Source organism: Rhodovulum sp. 12E13, assembly GCF_003340565.1.
Taxonomy (GTDB): domain Bacteria; phylum Pseudomonadota; class Alphaproteobacteria; order Rhodobacterales; family Rhodobacteraceae; genus HLUCCA09.
On the sequence record NZ_QPLK01000015.1, the window covers coordinates 88,877 to 106,398 of the forward strand.

At 72.0% G+C, this 17,522-nt stretch carries 17 protein-coding genes and 1 tRNA gene; 10 read left to right on the plus strand and 8 right to left on the minus strand.

Annotated features, from left to right (window positions below):
- Positions 1 to 39 precede the first annotated feature (39 nt).
- The 6 genes from DLJ49_RS13790 (at position 40) to DLJ49_RS13815 (ending at position 5,129) form a co-directional block, all read left to right on the plus strand.
- Positions 40 to 834 (plus strand): ABC transporter ATP-binding protein, encoded by a 795-nt coding sequence (locus DLJ49_RS13790; RefSeq protein WP_115394137.1) that lies wholly within the window; start codon positions 40 to 42, stop codon positions 832 to 834.
- A gap of 70 nt (positions 835 to 904) precedes the next feature.
- On the plus strand, positions 905 to 1,747 hold the full coding sequence (locus tag DLJ49_RS13795; RefSeq protein ID WP_115394138.1) for an ABC transporter ATP-binding protein: 843 nt from the start codon (positions 905 to 907) through the stop codon (positions 1,745 to 1,747).
- 254 nt (positions 1,748 to 2,001) lie between these two features.
- Positions 2,002 to 2,415, plus strand: coding sequence for a hypothetical protein (locus tag DLJ49_RS13800; protein WP_115394139.1), 414 nt, complete (start codon positions 2,002 to 2,004; stop codon positions 2,413 to 2,415).
- Positions 2,370 to 2,753, plus strand: coding sequence for a hypothetical protein (locus DLJ49_RS13805; RefSeq protein ID WP_115394140.1), 384 nt, complete (start codon positions 2,370 to 2,372; stop codon positions 2,751 to 2,753). The genes DLJ49_RS13800 and DLJ49_RS13805 overlap by 46 nt, the downstream gene beginning before the upstream one ends.
- Before the next feature lie 4 nt (positions 2,754 to 2,757).
- Entirely contained in the window at positions 2,758 to 3,771 is a 1,014-nt protein-coding gene (locus DLJ49_RS13810; protein ID WP_115394141.1) for a branched-chain amino acid ABC transporter permease, read from the plus strand.
- An 11-nt stretch (positions 3,772 to 3,782) separates the two neighbouring features.
- Positions 3,783 to 5,129: a branched-chain amino acid ABC transporter permease gene (locus tag DLJ49_RS13815; protein ID WP_115394156.1), complete on the plus strand. Its 1,347-nt coding sequence runs from the start codon at positions 3,783 to 3,785 to the stop codon at positions 5,127 to 5,129.
- A gap of 129 nt (positions 5,130 to 5,258) precedes the next feature.
- On the opposite strand, the gene DLJ49_RS13820 is transcribed toward DLJ49_RS13815, so the two are convergent.
- Genes DLJ49_RS13820 through DLJ49_RS13830 form a run of 3 tightly spaced genes read right to left on the minus strand, consistent with a single transcriptional unit; the run spans position 5,259 to position 8,701 of the window.
- Entirely contained in the window at positions 5,259 to 6,755 is a 1,497-nt protein-coding gene (locus tag DLJ49_RS13820; RefSeq protein WP_115394142.1) for a carboxypeptidase M32, read from the minus strand.
- Positions 6,752 to 7,909, minus strand: coding sequence for a heme A synthase (gene ctaA, locus DLJ49_RS13825; protein WP_115394143.1), 1,158 nt, complete (start codon positions 7,907 to 7,909; stop codon positions 6,752 to 6,754). The genes DLJ49_RS13820 and ctaA overlap by 4 nt, the downstream gene beginning before the upstream one ends.
- 24 nt (positions 7,910 to 7,933) lie before the next feature.
- Entirely contained in the window at positions 7,934 to 8,701 is a 768-nt protein-coding gene (locus tag DLJ49_RS13830) for an RNA methyltransferase (protein WP_115394144.1), read from the minus strand.
- Between the two features lie 134 nt (positions 8,702 to 8,835).
- On the opposite strand from DLJ49_RS13830, the gene DLJ49_RS13835 reads away from it, so the two are divergent.
- Positions 8,836 to 9,444, plus strand: coding sequence for a thiamine phosphate synthase (locus DLJ49_RS13835; protein WP_115394145.1), 609 nt, complete (start codon positions 8,836 to 8,838; stop codon positions 9,442 to 9,444).
- A gap of 309 nt (positions 9,445 to 9,753) precedes the next feature.
- On the opposite strand, the gene DLJ49_RS13840 is transcribed toward DLJ49_RS13835, so the two are convergent.
- The 3 genes from DLJ49_RS13840 to DLJ49_RS13850 form a co-directional block, all read right to left on the minus strand.
- Complete coding sequence (locus tag DLJ49_RS13840; RefSeq protein ID WP_115394146.1) at positions 9,754 to 10,353, minus strand: CvpA family protein; 600 nt, start codon at positions 10,351 to 10,353, stop codon at positions 9,754 to 9,756.
- Positions 10,354 to 10,454: 101 nt separating this feature from the next.
- Entirely contained in the window at positions 10,455 to 11,846 is a 1,392-nt protein-coding gene (radA, locus tag DLJ49_RS13845; protein ID WP_115394147.1) for a DNA repair protein RadA, read from the minus strand.
- Positions 11,847 to 12,041: 195 nt separating this feature from the next.
- Positions 12,042 to 12,821, minus strand: a complete 780-nt coding sequence (locus DLJ49_RS13850) for an SDR family oxidoreductase (protein ID WP_115394148.1) — start codon at positions 12,819 to 12,821, stop codon at positions 12,042 to 12,044.
- A gap of 186 nt (positions 12,822 to 13,007) precedes the next feature.
- Here DLJ49_RS13850 and DLJ49_RS13855 point away from each other — a divergent pair, with 186 nt between their 5' ends.
- Positions 13,008 to 14,048 (plus strand): Hint domain-containing protein, encoded by a 1,041-nt coding sequence (locus tag DLJ49_RS13855; RefSeq protein ID WP_115394149.1) that lies wholly within the window; start codon positions 13,008 to 13,010, stop codon positions 14,046 to 14,048.
- A 20-nt stretch (positions 14,049 to 14,068) separates the two neighbouring features.
- On the plus strand, positions 14,069 to 15,268 hold the full coding sequence (kynU, locus tag DLJ49_RS13860) for a kynureninase (RefSeq protein ID WP_115394150.1): 1,200 nt from the start codon (positions 14,069 to 14,071) through the stop codon (positions 15,266 to 15,268).
- A 343-nt stretch (positions 15,269 to 15,611) separates the two neighbouring features.
- Here the strand turns inward: kynU and DLJ49_RS13865 are convergent, their stop codons facing one another.
- Positions 15,612 to 16,496, minus strand: coding sequence for a DUF2059 domain-containing protein (locus DLJ49_RS13865; RefSeq protein ID WP_115394151.1), 885 nt, complete (start codon positions 16,494 to 16,496; stop codon positions 15,612 to 15,614).
- A gap of 169 nt (positions 16,497 to 16,665) precedes the next feature.
- Between DLJ49_RS13865 and DLJ49_RS13870 the strand changes: the two genes are divergently transcribed.
- Positions 16,666 to 16,755 (plus strand) — tRNA-Ser (locus tag DLJ49_RS13870).
- A 368-nt stretch (positions 16,756 to 17,123) separates the two neighbouring features.
- Here DLJ49_RS13870 and DLJ49_RS22470 read toward each other — a convergent pair.
- A partial coding sequence (locus DLJ49_RS22470; protein WP_233489021.1) for a cyclic nucleotide-binding domain-containing protein occupies positions 17,124 to 17,522 on the minus strand: 399 nt, incomplete at its 5' end.

Consider the following 17,522-nt stretch of genomic DNA (forward strand, 5'->3'; position numbering starts at 1 on the left):
CTTTATGCGCCCTTGTCCAATGGGTGTAAGGGGCGGGCGATGATCGAGGTGCACGACCTGCACAAGCATTTCGGCGGCTTTCACGCGGTCGACGGCGCGAGCCTGCGCATCGAGACGGGCTCGATCACCGGGCTGATCGGGCCGAACGGTGCCGGCAAGACGACGCTGTTCAACGTGATCGCCGGCAACCTGTCCCCCACGTCGGGCCGCGTGACGATGGCGGGCGAGGACATCACCGGCCTGCCCCCGCACGAGCTGTTCCACAAGGGCCTGTTGCGCACCTTTCAGATCGCGCACGAATTCTCGTCGATGACGGTGCGCGAGAACCTGATGATGGTGCCGCCCGGCCAGTCGGGCGAGCGGCTCTGGAACGCCTGGGTCGGCCGCCGCCGGATCGCCGAGGAAGAGCGGGCGCTGGCCGCGCGGGCCGACGAGGTGCTCGAGTTCCTGACCATCGACCACCTCGCGGACGAGCGCGCGGGCAACCTCTCGGGCGGTCAGAAGAAGCTGCTGGAGCTCGGCCGCACGATGATGGTCGACGCGAAGATCGTGTTTCTCGACGAGGTGGGCGCGGGCGTGAACCGGACGCTTCTGAACACCATCGGCGACGCGATCCTGCGGCTCAACCGCGAGCGTGGCTACACCTTCTGCATGATCGAGCACGACATGGATTTCATCGGCCGGCTCTGCGACCCGGTGATCGTGATGGCCGAGGGCCGGGTGCTGGCCGAGGGCACGATCGACCAGATCAAGGCGAACGAGCAGGTGATCGAGGCCTATCTCGGCACCGGGCTCAAGAACAAGACGGCCGCGCAGGCCGAAGCGGCGCAGTAGGGGGCGCTGCCCCCGTCGGCCGTTCCGGCCGACTCCCCCGGGATATTTGCAGCAAGAAGAAGAGGCGGGCGTGGGCGAGGATCGGTACGAGGCGCTGAGAGACGACCGTGGCAACAAGGACCGGTCGATCGCCCGTCCGGGCGGCGGGACGCTGGCGTCGGCGGGCACCGAGACCGAGGCGCGCGCCGTGCCCGGGCACGCCGGAGAGCCGATGCTGATCGGCGACGCGATGACGGGCGGCTACGGGCGGGGCGCCGACATCCTGACCGAGTGCACCATCGCCGTCGACCGGGGGAAGATCAGCGTGATCGTGGGGCCGAACGGCGCCGGCAAGTCGACGGCGATGAAGGCGGTCTTCGGCATGCTCGACGTGCGCGCGGGCCAGGTGCGGCTGGGCGGGCGCGACATCACCCGGCTGACGCCGCAGGCGCGGGTGGCCGCCGGCATGGCGTTCGTGCCGCAGACCTCGAACATCTTCACCTCGATGACGGTCGAGGAGAACCTCGAGATGGGCGCGTTCCTGCGGCGCGACGACATCGGCGAAACGATGGAGCAGGTCTACGACCTGTTTCCGATCCTGCGCGAGAAGCGGCGGCAGGCGGCGGGCGAGCTGTCGGGCGGGCAGCGCCAGCAGGTCGCCGTGGGGCGGGCGCTGATGACCAGGCCCACCGTGCTGATGCTCGACGAGCCGACCGCGGGGGTGAGCCCCATCGTGATGGACGAGCTGTTCGACCGGATCATCGAGGTGGCGCGCACCGGCATATCCATCCTGATGGTCGAGCAGAACGCACGGCAGGCGCTCGAGATCGCGGATACGGGCTACGTGCTCGTGCAGGGGCGCAACGCCTATACCGGGACGGGCGCCGAACTGCTGGCCGACCCGGAGGTGCGCCGGTCTTTCCTGGGCGGGTGAGGCGATGTCGTCCCGCGTGATCGACACGATCTGCCGCCGCCCGGGGCGGCGGCGCGCCGGGCGCCCGATTTGCGGGCGCTTGCTGCGCCCGGCGCCGGGAATGATGCAATTTCTCCACGTTCGGCACGCGGTATCCATGCCTCCCCTGCAATTGTTCCTTCGCGATGCCCGGATTCGGCCACAGGCTGCTCGGGCCGGCGCGGCGGCGGGCAGCCCCGCCCCCTGCCCCGCCGGCGGGGATCGAGGGGACCGCCATGATACTGCCGATCGTGATGTCGCTCGCGCTGGCGACGACTGCCGAGATGGAGCCCAGCCGCAGCTTCTGCGCCTTTCCGAACGGGTCTGCGGGTGGGGACGCCGCGGCCGGGGAGATGCTGCAGGTCAGCCTGGAGGCCGACCGCGCCCGACCACGCAGCCGGCTGGTCTGGCTGGAGGTGGGGGCGCACCGCATCCGGGGTCGCTCGATGCCGCTCAGGGCGGGGGAGATCGACGGCGCGGCGAGCCTCGTCATCCTGTCGGAGGAGATCGCGGGCGAGCTGACGATCCGGCTCTCGGCCAACGGCAGCGCGGTGCTCGTGATCCTGCCCGAGGGCAGCGACGCGCCGATCGAGCGAACGGGGCGTTGCGGCGGGGTCTCGTCGCTCATGGCGGCACTGTCGTCGCGCTGATCGCGCTGTCGATCGGGGCGGCCGGGGCCGCCACGGCCGGCACCTATTCCTGCGCCTTCACGCGCGAATGCGTCGACGCCACGCCCTGCGCCGCGACCGACTACGCCTTCGCCGTCGAGACCGAGGAATTCGCCGCCCGCCTCGTGACGCCCGCCGAGACGGTGCGCGGCTCGCTCGGCCTGACGCCCGGCGGCGCGACCTTCGTGCTGGGCATCGCCGAGGGCGGCGTGCACCTGCTGACCGTGATGGACGCGGCCGGCACCGCCCGCTACACGGTGCACCTGCCCGCCCCGGGCCTTTCCATCACCTATCACGGCACCTGCACCGCGTCGGAGTGAGCGCATGGACCTGTTGAACGCCTTCGTCGCCTTCGCCAACTTCGTGCTGATCCCGGCAACCGCCTATGGCGCGCAACTGGCGCTGGGCGCGCTGGGCGTGACGCTGATCTACGGCATCCTGCGGTTCTCCAACATCGCCCATGGCGACACGATGGCCTTCGGCACGATGGTGACGATCCTCGTGACCTGGGGCCTGCAGGGCATGGGCATGGACGGGATCGGGCCCCTGCCCACGGCGCTGCTCGCCCTGCCCGTGGGCATCGCCGCCTGCGCGCTGTGGCTGCTGGCCACCGACCGGGTCGTCTATCGCTTCTACCGGGCGCAGAAGGCGGCGCCCGTGATCCTGGTGATCGTGTCGATGGGGGTGATGTTCGTCACCAACGGGGTAGTGCGCTTCGTCATCGGCACAGACGACCAGCGCTTTTCCGACGGCGAGCGCTTCATCATCTCGGCCCGCACCTTCCGCGAGATGACCGGGCTGGAGGAGGGGCTGGCCTTCCGCACCAGCCAGGGCCTCACCATCGTGGTCGCGGCGGTGGCGGTGGCGCTGCTGTTCTGGTTTCTCAACCGCACGCGCACGGGCAAGTCGATGCGGGCCTTTTCCGACAACGAGGACCTGGCGCTGCTGTCGGGCATCAACCCCGAGCGAGTGGTCATGGTCGCCTGGCTGATCACGGCGGCGCTGGCGACGACGGCCGGCGTGCTCTACGGCCTCGACAAGTCGTTCATGCCGTTCACCTATTTCCAGCTTTTGCTGCCGATCTTCGCGGCGGCCGTGGTGGGGGGCCTTGGCAGCCCCCTCGGCGCCATCGCGGGCGGCTTCGTGATCGCCTTCTCCGAGGTGACGGTCACCTACGCCTTCCGCAAGGTGGTCAGCTATCTCGGCCCCGAGGAGTGGAGCCCCGACGGCCTGCTGCAGCTTCTGTCCACCGACTACAAGTTCGCGGTGTCCTTCGCGATCCTCGTGATCGTGCTGATCTACAGGCCCACGGGCCTCTTCCGGGGGAAAGCGGTATGAGCGAGGCACGCATGGGCGGGGCCGCGTCGCAGCGGCAGGCACCGGGGCTGCTGGCCGAGGGGCCGGCGCGCACGGCGCTGCTGTTCGGGCTCGTGGCCGTGCTGTTCGTCGGCACCGGCCTCACGCAGTCGTGGAACACCACGCTCGCGATCTTCAACATGGGGCTGGTCAGCGCGATCATGGCGCTCGGCGTCAACATGCAATGGGGGTACGCGGGCCTGTTCAACATCGGCGTGATGGGCTTCGTCGCGCTGGGAGGGCTGGCGGCAGTGCTCGTCTCGATGCCGCCCGTCCCCGGCGCGTGGGAGGCGGGCGGACCGCGGATGATCCTCGCGCTTCTGTCGGGCGCGGCCACGGTGGCGGCGGCCATCGCCGTGCAGAAGCGGATGCCGCCGGGCAAGCTGCGCGCCGTCGCGGTGGCAGCGGTGCTGGTGGGCGGCTTCGTGCTCTACCGCGCGCTCTTCGACCCGGCGCGCGACGCGATCGAGGCGGTCAACCCGGCGCAGGCGGGCTATCTCGGCGGCCTCGGCCTGCCCATCGTGCTCGCCTGGCCCGTGGGCGGGCTGATCGCGGCAGGCGCGGCCTGGATCGTCGGCAAGACGGCGCTGGGCCTGCGCTCCGACTACCTCGCCATCGCGACGCTGGGGATCGCCGAGATCATCATCGCCGTGCTCAAGAACGAGGACTGGCTGGCGCGCGGGGTCAAGAACGTGTCGGGCCTGCCCCGGCCCGTGCCCTACGAGGTCGACCTGCAGCAGAGCCCGGCCTTCGTCGAGCGCGTCTCGGGCTGGGGCTTCGACCCGGTGATCGCCTCGTCGATCGCGGTCAAGCTCGGCTACGCGGGGCTGTTCATCCTGGTGCTCGTGGTGCTGGTCGCGGCGGCGCAGGCGGCGCTCAACTCGCCCTGGGGGCGGATGATGCGCGCCATCCGCGACAACGAGACGGCGGCCGAGGCGATGGGCAAGGACGTCACGCGCCGCCACCTGCAGATCTTCATCCTCGGCTCGGCGATCTGCGGGCTGGCCGGCGCCATGATGACGACGCTCGACGGCCAGCTCACCCCCGGCTCGTACCAACCGCTGCGCTTCACCTTCCTCGTCTGGGTCATGGTGATCGTCGGCGGCTCGGGCAACAACCTCGGCGCGGTGCTCGGCGGCTTCCTGATCTGGTGGCTCTGGGTGATGGTCGAGCCGCTGGGCCAGGGCCTGATGGGCATCGTCACGGCGCCGATGCCCGACGGCTCGTGGCTCAAGGCGCACCTGCTCGACTCGGTGCAGTACATGCGCCTGTTCACCATGGGCCTCGTGCTGCTGCTGGTGCTGCGCTTCAGCCCGCGCGGGCTTCTGCCGGAGCGCTGAGCGGGCGGCACCCGCGCGCCGTTTGCGTATTCTTAACAGAAAGAAGCCGGGCACGGTGCGCCACCCACGGCTTCTTTCTGTCGGAAATACGCATCTGCCGGCCGGCACGGCCGGGCGCGGCTTCGCGGGTCAGAGCCCGTAGAGGCGATGGAACTTGTCCTCGAGGTAGTCGAGCAGCGGCCCCTCGGAGACCGGCGCGCCGGTGGCGGCCTCGACCGTCTCGCGCGGCGGGCGCAGGCCGCCGTGGCGCTGAAGGCTCTCGCGCAGCCAGGCGGTGGCGCGGGTCGCCTCGCCGCGGGAGAGCGCCTCTTCCCAGTCTGGCACGGCGCTGCGCAGGGCGGCGAAGAGACAGCCGGCGTAGACGTTGCCGAGCGCGTAGGTGGGGAAGTAGCCGAACAGGCCGACCGACCAGTGCACGTCCTGCAGGACGCCGTGGGCGGCGTGGTCCACCTCGATCCCGAAATCGGCGGCGAAGCGGTCGTTCCACGCCGCCTCGAGATCGGCCGCCTGCAGCTCGCCCGCGATGAGCGCGCGCTCGAGGTCGAAGCGCAGAAGGACATGCAGGTTGTAGTGCACCTCGTCGGCCTCGGTGCGGATATGGCCAGTCTCGACGCGGTTGACGGCGCGGGCGAACTCTTCCGCGCTGCCGATCCCGATCTCGCCGAAGGTCTCGCGCATCCGCCCGTAGAGCCAGCCGCAGAAGGCAGGGGATCGGCCGAGCTGGTTTTCGTAGAGACGGCTCTGGCTCTCGTGGACGCCCATCGAGACGCCCTGCCCCAGCGGCGTGAGCAGGTAGGCGCGGTCGATCCCCTGTTCGTAGGCGGCGTGGCCCACCTCGTGGATGGTCGAATAGATCGCCCCCAGCGGATCGGCGGCGCTGGTGCGCGTGGTGATGCGCACGTCGAGGCCGGACCCGCTGGAGAACGGGTGCACCGCGGTGTCGATCCGGCCATGGGCGAAATCGTAGCCGAAGGCCCGGGCGATCTCCTCCGTCAGCCGCATCTGCGCGGCCTCGTCGAAAGGGCCCGAGAGGCGCGGCGCCTCGCCCTCTGCGTCGAGAACGCAGGCACGCAGGTCCACGAGACGCGGCCGCAGCGCGCCGAACATCGTTTCGAGCTCGGCCGCCGTCATGCCCGGCTCGTAATCCTGCAGGAGCGCGTCGTAGCGGCTCTGGCCCGCCTCGCCCGCGCGCAGCGCGTCGGCCTCCTGCCGACGCAGTTGAAGCACCTGGTCAAGAACGGGCGCGAAAGCGCTGAAATCGCGGTCGGCGCGCGCCTCGGCCCATTGCCCCTGCGACAGAGAGGTGACGCGCGCGATCTCGGCGGCGAGATCGGCCGGTACCTTGACGTTGCGGGCATAGTCGCGCCGGATCAGCCGCAGCTGCGCCTGCCCTGCCGCGTCGGGCGCCTGGGCCGCCGCCAGCCATTCGCCGATGCGCGGGTCGGTGCGGCGGGCATGCAGCATCGACTCGAGCGCGCCCATTTCCTCGGCCCGCTGGGGCGCGGCGCCGCGGGGCATCATCGTCTCCTGGTCCCACGCGGTGCGGCCGGCGACGGCCGACAGGGCCATCGTCTGCCGGGTGAAGGACATCAGCGCGTCGAACGCCGCCTGACCCGTGCCTGTCATCGTGCGCCGCTCCTGACCGACTCGGCCCAGGGGTAGCCTGCAAGGAAGCGCGCCCGCAGGATCGCGACCCAGAGCGCCACCGCCGTGACCTGGTGCAGGATCGCCAGCTGCCAGGGCGCCGAGTTCATCACCGTGACGATGCCGAGCACCACCTGCACCAGCATCAGAGCCGCCACGTCGCCGAAGGCCCGGCGCGTGGCCCGATGCACCGACCGGCGCCCCACGGCCCATGCGGCGAGCCCGAGGATCAGCAGCAGGTAGCCCGCGATCCGGTGCATGAATTGCACGAGGCCGTCGTTTTCGAAGAAATTGCGCCACACGGGCTCGAGCGCCAGCGGCCCCGGCGGCAGGATGCCCCCGGCCATCAGAGGCCAGTCGGTATAGTTTCGCCCCGCGTCTATGCCCGCGACCAGAGCGCCCAGCAGGATCTGCAGGAAGGCGAGGTGCATGACGCCCGTCGCGATCCCCCAGCGCCCCCGTTCGCGCGCGCGCTGCGCCTGGAGCAGTTCGGTCTGCGCGCGCCCGAGGCGGAAGATGTACCACGCCAGCAGCCCGAGGATGACGAAGGCGAGGCCGAGGTGGATCGCGAGGCGGTAGGAGGCGACGTCGAGCATGCCCGGCGCGAGACCGGAGGCGACCATCCACCACCCGATCGCCCCCTGCAGACCGCCGAGCACGCCGAGGCCCAAGAGCCGCCCCGTCCACCCTGGCGGGATCTTCCGGGCGACAAGGAAGAAGAGAAAGCCGACGGCCCAGACCAGCCCGATGAAGCGGCCGAGCTGGCGGTGCCCCCATTCCCACCAGTAGATCACCTTGAACTCGGCGAGGCTCATGCCGCGGTTCTGCAGCTGGTATTCGGGGATCTGCCGGTAGGCGTCGAACTCGCGCTGCCAATCCTCTGCGTTCATTGGGGGAATCGCGCCCGAGACAGGTGCCCACTCGGTGATCGAGAGGCCCGAGTCGGTCAGCCGGGTCAGCCCGCCCACGGCGATCATCACCACCACGAGCGCGAACAGCACCATCAGCCAGACGCGGATCGCGCCGCGCGCGCCGGTGCGGGCGGCCCGGTCGATCACGCCGGTCTGGCGGGGGGCGGTGCGGTCGGGCCCCTCGGTGCCGACCTCCTCGAAGATGCTGCGGGGTTTCTGCGCCATGGCCTGTCCTTCTTTTCCCGCGAGCTAGGCGGCGCCCGGCCCGCGGTCGACGTCGTCGATGTCGCGCCCCGCCGCTCCCGCCGGATCGCGGCGCGTGAGTTGCCGCAGCACCCCGTGCAGGATGCGCACGTCGCCGGGGGTCAGCGCGAGGCGCGAGAACATCGCCCGCAGGGTCTGCTTCATCCCCGGCGCCTTCTCGGGCGGGAAGAAGAAGCCTGCCTGCGCAAGCTTGTCCTCGTAATGGTCTGCGAGCCTTTCGATTTCCACCGCCTCGGCCCGGTCGGGCTCGACCCGCGCCGCATCGCCCCCCTTCTGCCGGCGCCACCCGTAGGCCATCAGCAGCACGCATTGCGCGAGGTTGAGCGAGAAGAACGCGGGATTGACCGGCACCGTCACGATCGCGGTCGCCCGCGCGATGTCGGCGTTCTCCAGCCCCGCGCGCTCGGGGCCGAACAGCACTGCCGGCCTTGCGCCCTCGGCCGCGAGAGCACGGGCCTCGGCCATCGCCTCCTCCGGGGTCAGCACCGGCAGGGTGATCTCGCGCGAGCGCGCGGTCGTGGCGTAGACGTGGGTGCAATCCGCCACGGCGCTGCCCACGTCGTCGAACAGGCCGGCGCGGTCGAGCACCTGCCCCGCGCCCGAGGCCATGGCGACGGCCTTCGGGTTCGGCCAGCCGTCGCGCGGGGCGACGAGCCGCATCCGCGACAGCTCGAAGTTCCACATCGCGCGCGCGGCGGCGCCGATGTTCTCGCCCATCTGCGGGCGCACAAGGATGAAGGCGGGCTCGGCCATGGGGCTCCTGCACATGTCGCGCGCCTGATACGCAGGGCGGAGGGGCGCCGCAAGCCGGGGCGGGAGCGCGCCCCCATGGTGCTCGCTGTCGCCCCGCGCTAAGGAGCGGCCCGCACCGCCAGGGAGAGGACGCCATGGCCGAGCCGGACGCGCCGCAGATCTACCTCGTCAGCCCGCCCGAGATCGACGCGGGCTTTCCCGACCGCCTCGCCGCGCTGCTCGACGCCCGCCCCGTCGCCTGCCTGCGCCTCGCGCTCGCCACGCGCGACGAGGATACGCTGACCCGTGCCGCCGACGCGGTGCGCGGCGTGACCGAGGCGCGCGACGTGGCCCTGGTGGTCGCCGAGCATGTCGCGCTGGCCGGGCGGCTGGGCCTCGACGGCGTGCATCTGGCGGGCGCGCGCGGGGTGCGGGCCGCACGCAAGGCGCTGGGGGCCGACGCGATCGTGGGGGCCTTCTGCGGCGCCTCCCGTCACGACGGGATGAACGCGGGCGAGGCCGGGGCCGACTATGTCGCCTTCGGGCCCTGCTCCGGCGCCGGGCTCGGCGACGGCCAGATCGCCGGGGCCGACCTTTTCGGCTGGTGGTCCGAGATGATCGAGGTGCCCGTCGTGGCCGAGGGCGGCCTGACGGAAGACGCGGTGCGCACCCTCTGGCCGATCACCGATTTCCTCGCGTTCGGCGAGGAGGTCTGGCGCGCGGACGATCCAGCCGCTGCCCTCCGCGCCTTGCTGCCCGGCTGAGCGCGGCGCCGCGCCGGCCTCGACCGGTCATCGACCGGCCCGCAGGACGGGCGCCCCACCGATTGCACCGCCCGCTTGCCCCGAGGGGCCGGGCGGATCACGCTTGCCGCCGCCCGCGAGGGCGGCTTTCTGGGGGTCTGCCCCGCTCCGCACGGCGCGCGAGGGGCTGTCGGGCTGTCCACCAGGGCTGCGGTCGCGGGGTGCGGGGCCGCGCCACGGTCGCTGCGCCCGCGCGCGCGGGCGCCGGGCCCAACGGAGCAAGGCGCGCACGCGCCGCGCGGAGGCGGGAGCGCCCCCGGGCGATCCTGCTCAGCCCTCGGTGGGCGGCGTCGTGCCGGTCTCGAGCCTGCCCGTGCCGCAGGCGCGGGCGATCAGGCTCTCGAAGCGCTCGGTCAGCCAGTTGAGCGCCTGCTCCTGGTCGGCGATCTCGCCCGAGATCTGGTCCTGCAGCGAGGCGAAGACCTGGGCCGAGCGGCTCTGCTCCACGATCGCAAGGCCCTCGGTGCCGGCCACGAAATCGTAGATGATCAGCGCGATCACCACGAGCAGCATCCCCCTGAGCGCCCCGAAGAGGAAGCCCAGCCCCTGGTCGATCGCGTTGAGCGCCGAGCGCTGCACGATCGAAGAGAAGAGCGGCGTGAACAGGGCGAACACGATCAGAACCACCGCGAACACGCCGGCGAACGCCGCGATGGTCGAGGCCGCGCAATTCTCGAGAAAGTCCGACACGACCGGGATCTCGGCCACCAGAGGCTCGGCCCGGGGCGCGAACATGTAGGCGAGCACCGCCGCCGCGACCCAGCCCGCGATGGCCAGCGCCTCGCGTACGAAGCCGCGCGCATAGGCCAGGATCGCCGAGACCACGATGACGACGGCGACGCCCGCGTCGACCAGAGTGAAGCCTTCCATGCCTCTCGCCTTCCTGCCCCCGCACCGCCCGCCCGCTGGCGTGGCCGCGCCCCGAACTGCCCAAGGGTCTCCACGAAACGGCAGGGACCCGTCGCGGCGCCTCAACCGGCGCCGAACATCTCGCCCACGAAGGCCGTGAGATCGGCCATCCCGCGGACGCTCATTCCCCCCGGCGCCGGCCCCGCCCCGCCGCCCGAGAGAGCTCCGGCGGCGCGCGCCGGCAGCGCCGCTTGCGAGAAACCAAGTTTGGCGGCCTCTTTCAACCTGTTTTCGGCCTGCGACACGGGGCGAAGCGCCCCCGACAGGCTGATCTCGCCGAAAATCACCATGTCCTGTGGCAGGGCTGCATCTTCCCTTGCGGAAAGAAGCGCTGCCGCCACCGCCAGATCGGCCGCAGGCTCGGTGATGCGCAGGCCCCCCGCCACGTTGAGATAGACATCGAGCCCGGCGAAGGGGATCGCGGCGCGCGCCTCGAGAACGGCGAGGATCATGGCGAGCCGCCCCCCGTCCCAGCCCACGACCGTGCGGCGGGGCTGCGCCTGGGGCGTGGGCGCCACCAGCGCCTGGATCTCCACCAGCACCGGGCGCGTGCCCTCGATGCCGGCGAAGACGGCCGCGCCCGGCGCGCGTGCCTCGCGGTCCGACAGGAACAGCGCCGAGGGGTTGAGCACCTCGGCCAGTCCCTGCCCCGTCATCTCGAACACGCCGATCTCGTCGGCCGGCCCGAACCGGTTCTTCACCGCGCGCAGCAGGCGGAAGGGGTGGCCGCGCTCGCCCTCGAAGTAGAGCACCGTGTCGACCATGTGCTCGACGGTGCGCGGGCCGGCGATCTGCCCCTCCTTGGTGACGTGGCCCACCAGGATCACCGCCGTCCCCCGCCGCTTGGCGAACTGGGTAAGCTCGTGGGCGACGGCGCGCACCTGGCTGACCGAGCCGGGCGCGGCCTCGACCGAATCGAGCCACATCGTCTGGATCGAGTCGATCACCACGAGGTCGGGCCGTTCGGCGTCGAGCGTCGTCAGGATGTCGCGGAGATTGGTCTCGGCCGCGAGCGCGACGGGCGCCTCGGCCAGCCCGAGGCGGGCGGCGCGCAGCCGCACCTGCGCGGCCGCCTCCTCGCCCGAGACGTAGATCGTCGACAGGCCCGAGGCGGCGAAGCGGGCCGCGCCCTGCAGCAGAAGCGTCGACTTGCCGATGCCGGGGTCGCCGCCCACGAGCGTGGCGGAGGCCTGCACCAGCCCGCCGCCGAGCACGCGGTCGAGCTCCGACAGGCCAGAGGTCGCGCGCGCGGGCGGCGCCTCGGCCTCGGCCAGAGAGGCGAGCGGCACGGTGCGCCCGCGGGCCGGCCCCAGCCGCGCCTTGCCCGGCCCCTGCGAGAGCGGCGCCTCCTCGGTGATGCTGTTCCACGCGCCGCACGCGTCGCAGCGGCCGGACCACTTGGTCTGGCGGGCGCCGCATTCCGTGCACCGATAGGCGGGGGGAGCCTTGGCCATGCCTGCGCTCATGCCCTGCCCGCGCGCGGGCGGCAAGGGCGGGAGCGGGGGCCAGCCCCCGCACCCCCGGAGTATTTGCGCCAAGATGATGGGGCAGCGGCCGGAAGGGCCGTGTGGGCGAGGTCGCCAGGTGACGCCCCGCACGGCCCTGCCGGGAGCGGTCACGGCGCCGGGCCGATTGCGGGCGCGGTCCGCTCAGATCGTGGCGTTGGTCGCGCCGCCGTCGGCGAGGATGTTCTGCGCCACGATGAAGCCCGCATGGACCGAGCAGAGGAAGGCGCAGGCGGCGCCGAACTCTTCCGCCGTGCCGTAGCGGCGCACGGGGATCGTGGCCTCGCGCTTCGCCCGTGCCTCGTCGATCGTGATGCCCTCGCGCTCGGCAACGCCGCCGTCGAGCGACACGGCACGGTCGGTGGCGTGGATGCCCGGCAGCAGGTTGTTGATCGTCACCCCGTGCTGCGCGACCTGCCTTGCCGTGCCGGCCACGTAGCCCGTGAGCCCCGTGCGCGCGGCGTTGGACAGGCCGAGTGCAGGGATCGGCGCCTTGACCGACTGCGAGGTGATGTTGACGACCCGGCCCCAGCGCCTGTCGATCATCTTCGGCAGCAGCTCGGTCATCAGGGCGATGGGCGTCAGCATGTTGGCGTCGAGCGCCTTGATGAAATCCTCGCGCCCCCAGTCGGACCAGACGCCCGGCGGCGGCCCGCCGGCATTGGTCACGAGGATGTCGACGTCGCCGGCGGCCGCCAGCACCTCGGCGCGGCCGTCCTCGGCGGTGATGTCTGCGGCGACGGTCGTGACGGTCACGCCGTGGGCGGCGCGGATCGCCTCGGCGGTCTCCGTCAGCGCCTCGGCCCCGCGGGCGTTCATCACCAGATCGACGCCTGCGGCGGCGAGCGCCTCGGCGCAGCCGCGCCCCAGCCCCTTGGACGAGGCGCAGACGAGCGCCTTCCTGCCGGCGATTCCGAGATCCATGTGCGTGCTCTCCCTGTTGCGTTCGCCGTGCGCCTTAGCACCGGGGCGCCCGGGCGGGAAGGCGCGTGGCCGCTCCGCGCCCGCGGGAGCCGCCTTCCCGTTGCCCCGCGCCCCCGCGGCGGCTATCGGAGGGCGACGCGAAGGCACGGGGACACCCCGGGAAACGGGGAGGCACGGGAAGGGCCGATGACGGGCGAGCCGACGACGCGACAGCCGAGCTATACCTGCCGGGTGCTGCCGGGCACGGCGATGCGGGCGGTGGCCGGCGTCAACCAGGGCGACGCCGTGGCCACGGCCGAGCCGCTCTGCCCGGGTGACGTCTATCGTCTCGATGCCGGGGCGGAGCCGCTCGACCTCGCCATCGCCGATGCGGGGGTGGCGGCGGGGGCCTCGGGCGGCGTGCCGGTGCTCTGCCCGGGCGCGGCGCATGCCGTGGCCGAGGGGAGCGCGGCCGGCCCACCCGGCGCCGCCCTGCGCCTGGCCGCGCGGCTCACCTTCCTCGCGCCCGACGGACATTCGCTGGACGTGATCCTGATCGAGGCGCAGCCACCCGACGGGGAGGCCGAGGCCCTGCTGTTCCCGCTCGGCCCGGTGGAGGCCGGCCTCGACTACGTTCTCGCCGGCGCGAGGATGGGCACGGCAGAGGAAGTGCGGCTGGCCGAGGTCGTGCCCTTCGCCTTCGCCGCCGGCACGCGCATCACCGCCGCCGACGGGCGCATGGTCGAGGTGGAGCGGCTCGCCCCCGGCGACCTCGTGCTCACCCGCGACGGCGGCAAGCGGCCCGTGCGCGCGGTGCTCCCGCGCACCGAGCGCGCGCTCGGCGCTCACGCGCCCGTCGTGATCCCGGCCGGCACGCTGGGCAACGCCGGCGACCTCATCCTGAGCCAGCACCAGCGGCTGCTCGTCTATCAGCGCGGGCCCGACCGGCTGACCGAGACCCCCGAACTGCTGGTGCGGGCGGGCGATCTCGTCGACGGCGAGACGGTGACGCTGCGGCGCGGCGGCTTCGTCGACTACGTGAGCCTTGCGCTCGACCGCCACGAGATGCTCTTCGCCGAGGGGGTGGCGGTGGAGAGTCTCGAGGTCAACGCCGCCACCCTGCCCCGCCTGCCAGAAGCGCAGGCGCAGGCGGTGGCCGGCCTCGACCACGCGCCCCACCATGGCACCGAGGCGGGCCGGGCGCTCGCCGCCGAGGCGCGGGCGCGGCTCTTCGGCGGCAAGGCGTGATCGCGCGAGAGGAGACAGGGATGCAGACCGACTTCGACTGGACGCGCGCGCAGTTCCACCTGCCCGAGGGCGTCACCTATCTCGACGGCAATTCGCTGGGCCCGCTGCCCCGGGCCGCGGCGGGGCGGGTCGCGCAGGCGGTGGAGGCCGAGTGGGGCGAGATGCTGATCGGCGGCTGGAACCGGGCGGGCTGGATGGCGCAGCCCGACCGGCTGGGCGACCGGATCGGCCGGCTGATCGGCGCCGAGCCCGGCCACGTCACGGTGGGCGACACGCTCTCGGTCAAGGTCTACCAGGCGCTCGCCGCGGCGCTCGCCCTGGCCCCGGAAGGTCGCAGGGTGGTGCTGTCGGATACCGGCAACTTCCCCACCGATCTCTACATGGCCGAGGGCCTCCTGCGCGCGCTGGGGCGCGGGCACGAGCTGGTCACGGTCGCCCCCGAGGAGGTGGAGGCGCGCATCGGCGATGATATCGCCGTGCTGATGCTCACCGAGGTCGACTATCGCACCGGCCGCCTGCACGACATGGCCGGGCTGACCGCCCGCGCCCATGCCGCCGGCGCGCTGACGGTCTGGGATCTCGCCCATTCCGCCGGCGCGATCGAGGTGGATCTTGCCGGGGCGGGGGCCGATTTCGCCGCCGGCTGCACCTACAAGTTCCTCAACGGCGGACCGGGCGCGCCCGCCTTCGTATACGTCGCGCCGCGCCACGCCGAAAGGGCGGAGGCGACCCTGCAGGGCTGGCTCGGCCATGCCGCGCCCTTCGCCTTCGAGCCGGGCTATCGCGCCGCGCCCGGCGTCGCGCGGATGCGCGTGGGCACGCCGCCCGCCCTGCAGATGGCCGCGCTCGAGGCCGCGCTCGACGTGTGGGAACGGGTCGACATGGCCGAACTGCGCGCGCGCTCCATCGCCCTGTCCGAGCGGTTCCTCGCCGGGGTCGAGGCCGCCTGCCCGCAGCTGGCGCTCGTCTCCCCCCGAGACCCCGCGTGCCGGGGCAGCCAGGTCTCGTTCCGCTTCGAAGAGGGCTATGCCGCGATGCAGGCGGCCATCGCGGGCGGGGTGGTGGGCGATTTCCGCGCGCCCGACATCATGCGCTTCGGCATCACGCCGCTCTACCTGTCGGAGGCGGACATCGACCGCGCCGTGGCGGTGCTGGCCGAGGTGATGGCGAGCGGCGCGTGGGACCGGCCCGAATTCCGCGCCCGCGCCGCCGTGACCTGACGGAGGCCCCCGCGGCGCAGGCCGCGAGTGGCGTCTGCGATCGGAAGCCTGAGGGCTGAACATGCCGCGTGGGCCGTGTCACGCAAAGCGTCGCCAGCGGGGTCAGGCGGCCGGGGCGTCCGGCGCCCGGCGCGACGGGCGCCGCGGGGCGGCCACCATCCCCATGCCCGCGACCGGCAGGCCGAGCGCGCCCGGCAGCGACACCGGCGCGAGCGAGCCCGGCGAGCCGTGGAACGTGGCGTGGCTTGTGGGCGAGGCCCGCGACCGTGCCCGTGCACTCGGTGACCGTCGCGGCTGCCAGACGACCTGTGCGCCGCGCCGTCCCGGTTCGGCAGACAGGGTGTCAGATATCCTCGCCCGCCATGAAGGTGGCCGCCGCCAGCCCGAGCTCGCGGCTGATGCGGGTGAACATCTCGTCGAAGGCGGCGAAGAGCGCCGCGTTCAACGCTTCGCCCTCCGGCGTCTCCGACAGCGCTGTATAAGCGGCCAGTTCGTCGTCGGAGAGCGGCTGATAGGCCATGCCGAGATAGGCGTAGACCCAGTCGCGCGTCTCGGCGCGGATCTGCTCCTCCTGGGCCCAGACATCGGCCAGCATCTGCTCCTCGGTGAGCTGCCCGTCGAAGGCGCCGCCCGCATCGAGACCCTGGTAGAAGGCCCAGTTGGAGTTGAGCGCGCCGACCACGTTCATCTCGACGAGATCGTTGGCCTCGACGAACGACCGCAACAGGTCGAATCGCGGATCGCCCGAAGCCTCGAGCTCGGCGGCGGCCTCTTCCGACGCCTCCTCGACGCCCGGATCGAGCAGCGCACGCCGGGCCGACAGCTCCAGCCCCACGATGCGCCGGCCCAGATCGCTCTCGAAGAACTGCAGCAGCGCGTCGATCGTGCCCGGCTCCAGCCGCGCGGCCATCCCCCGCTGCATCTCGCGGCGCATCCGGTCGGTGTCGTAGATGCGCGCCACCTGCGCGGTCCAGCGGGCGCCGCCCCGGCCCGGGAACATGTCGCGCGCAAGGTCGGCGCCGTAATCCAGCCCCTCGTCGCGCATGATGGGCATGAGCTCGTCGATCCCCAGCGCCTCGGCGAGGGGGGCGACCTGCTCGACCGTCACGGCGCCGCTCCCGTCCGGCGTCGGCTGACCGGTCTGGGCCGCAAGCGGCCCGGCGGCGAAGTGCGCGACGCCGGCGGCAACGGCGACGACGAGGGCTGCGAGCGTGCGGGCGCTGGTCATGACATCTCCTGCGGTTTCTCTCCGATTAAGCGTGCGGCGAGTGTTTTCCAAGGGTGCTGGCGCGACCCTCCGTCTCCGCCTGTCCGGTGCAGCGCGGCCGCTGCGCGGCAGGGGTTGCACCCGCCGGCCTGCCCCATTATGCAACCGCCACCCCGGCCACGGGGAGCGCGGAGGGGTGCCGGAGTGGTCGAACGGGGCGGTCTCGAAAACCGTTGTAGGGGCAACCCTACCGAGGGTTCGAATCCCTCTCCCTCCGCCACTATCACCCTTTCGAACCTGTTCAGGCCGCCCGTCCGCGGCGAATTTTCTTCTGTTTTCAAAGGGGTTTGCCCGATGAGTGCGAACTGCTGAGACGCGGGGCCGCGGCGATTTCCGTCTCTGAATGGCCTCTCGTCTCTGGTCGGGCGAACCGCTCCGATTTCGGTTCGGTCGGAAATTTCCTCGCCTTTACAATGGTCTGACTCTCAACGCCGCCAAAACTGCGCGCCTTGTTTCCATCGCTATCGAGCGAAACAGAGACCGAACATGCAGGAGGCGTATCCAATAGGTGCGCTGGCCGAATAGCGCGTAGCGATGGCGGTGTTGCCATGAGACCGATTGCTCTTGGCCATCAGATCCCGACAATGATCAGGTTTTCGTCTTCCCGGCTCGGCGCCGCGCCAAATCGCGGTAGAGCGCCTCACGGGTGATGCCGAGTTCCGCGGCCACCTCCTGCCAGCGGCCCCTTTCCGGCAGGCTTTGACCGTCGGCAAGCCACGCGTCGAGGCGGTCGGCCACGCGTGGCAGCGAACGGATTTCGGCCCTGAGACGCGCCGCCTGAACCGTGCGCGCCAGGTTTTGTGCCCAACGTTCGGCAAGGCCGGCGTCCGACTTCAGCCGCGTACGGAATACCTCGCGCGGGGCGGTGTCAGCAAACCGTGTTGGCGCGTGGAGCTGAGGCGAGCAGCGTCGTGAGGACGTTGAGGTAACTCGTGGCTCCGTTTTCTCGGGCGGCGTGCCATCGACCGTAGGCGGCGAGGTTCTTCG

Excerpts from the sequence above, each read along its gene's own strand:
- DLJ49_RS13790 (WP_115394137.1), top strand. The coding sequence starts at position 40 with ATGATCGAGGTGCACGACCTGCACAAGCATTTCGGCGGCTTTCACGCG.
- DLJ49_RS13850 (WP_115394148.1), bottom strand. The coding sequence starts at position 12,821 with ATGGATCTCGGAATCGCCGGCAGGAAGGCGCTCGTCTGCGCCTCGTCC.
- DLJ49_RS13855 (WP_115394149.1), top strand. The coding sequence starts at position 13,008 with ATGACGGGCGAGCCGACGACGCGACAGCCGAGCTATACCTGCCGGGTG.
- DLJ49_RS13820 (WP_115394142.1), bottom strand. The coding sequence starts at position 6,755 with ATGACAGGCACGGGTCAGGCGGCGTTCGACGCGCTGATGTCCTTCACC.
- DLJ49_RS13830 (WP_115394144.1), bottom strand. The coding sequence starts at position 8,701 with ATGGCCGAGCCCGCCTTCATCCTTGTGCGCCCGCAGATGGGCGAGAAC.
- DLJ49_RS13810 (WP_115394141.1), top strand. The coding sequence starts at position 2,758 with ATGGACCTGTTGAACGCCTTCGTCGCCTTCGCCAACTTCGTGCTGATC.
- DLJ49_RS13840 (WP_115394146.1), bottom strand. The coding sequence starts at position 10,353 with ATGGAAGGCTTCACTCTGGTCGACGCGGGCGTCGCCGTCGTCATCGTG.
- kynU (WP_115394150.1), top strand. The coding sequence starts at position 14,069 with ATGCAGACCGACTTCGACTGGACGCGCGCGCAGTTCCACCTGCCCGAG.
- ctaA (WP_115394143.1), bottom strand. The coding sequence starts at position 7,909 with ATGGCGCAGAAACCCCGCAGCATCTTCGAGGAGGTCGGCACCGAGGGG.
- DLJ49_RS13835 (WP_115394145.1), top strand. The coding sequence starts at position 8,836 with ATGGCCGAGCCGGACGCGCCGCAGATCTACCTCGTCAGCCCGCCCGAG.
- radA (WP_115394147.1), bottom strand. The coding sequence starts at position 11,846 with ATGGCCAAGGCTCCCCCCGCCTATCGGTGCACGGAATGCGGCGCCCGC.
- DLJ49_RS13800 (WP_115394139.1), top strand. The coding sequence starts at position 2,002 with ATGATACTGCCGATCGTGATGTCGCTCGCGCTGGCGACGACTGCCGAG.
- DLJ49_RS13815 (WP_115394156.1), top strand. The coding sequence starts at position 3,783 with ATGGGCGGGGCCGCGTCGCAGCGGCAGGCACCGGGGCTGCTGGCCGAG.
- DLJ49_RS13865 (WP_115394151.1), bottom strand. The coding sequence starts at position 16,496 with ATGACCAGCGCCCGCACGCTCGCAGCCCTCGTCGTCGCCGTTGCCGCC.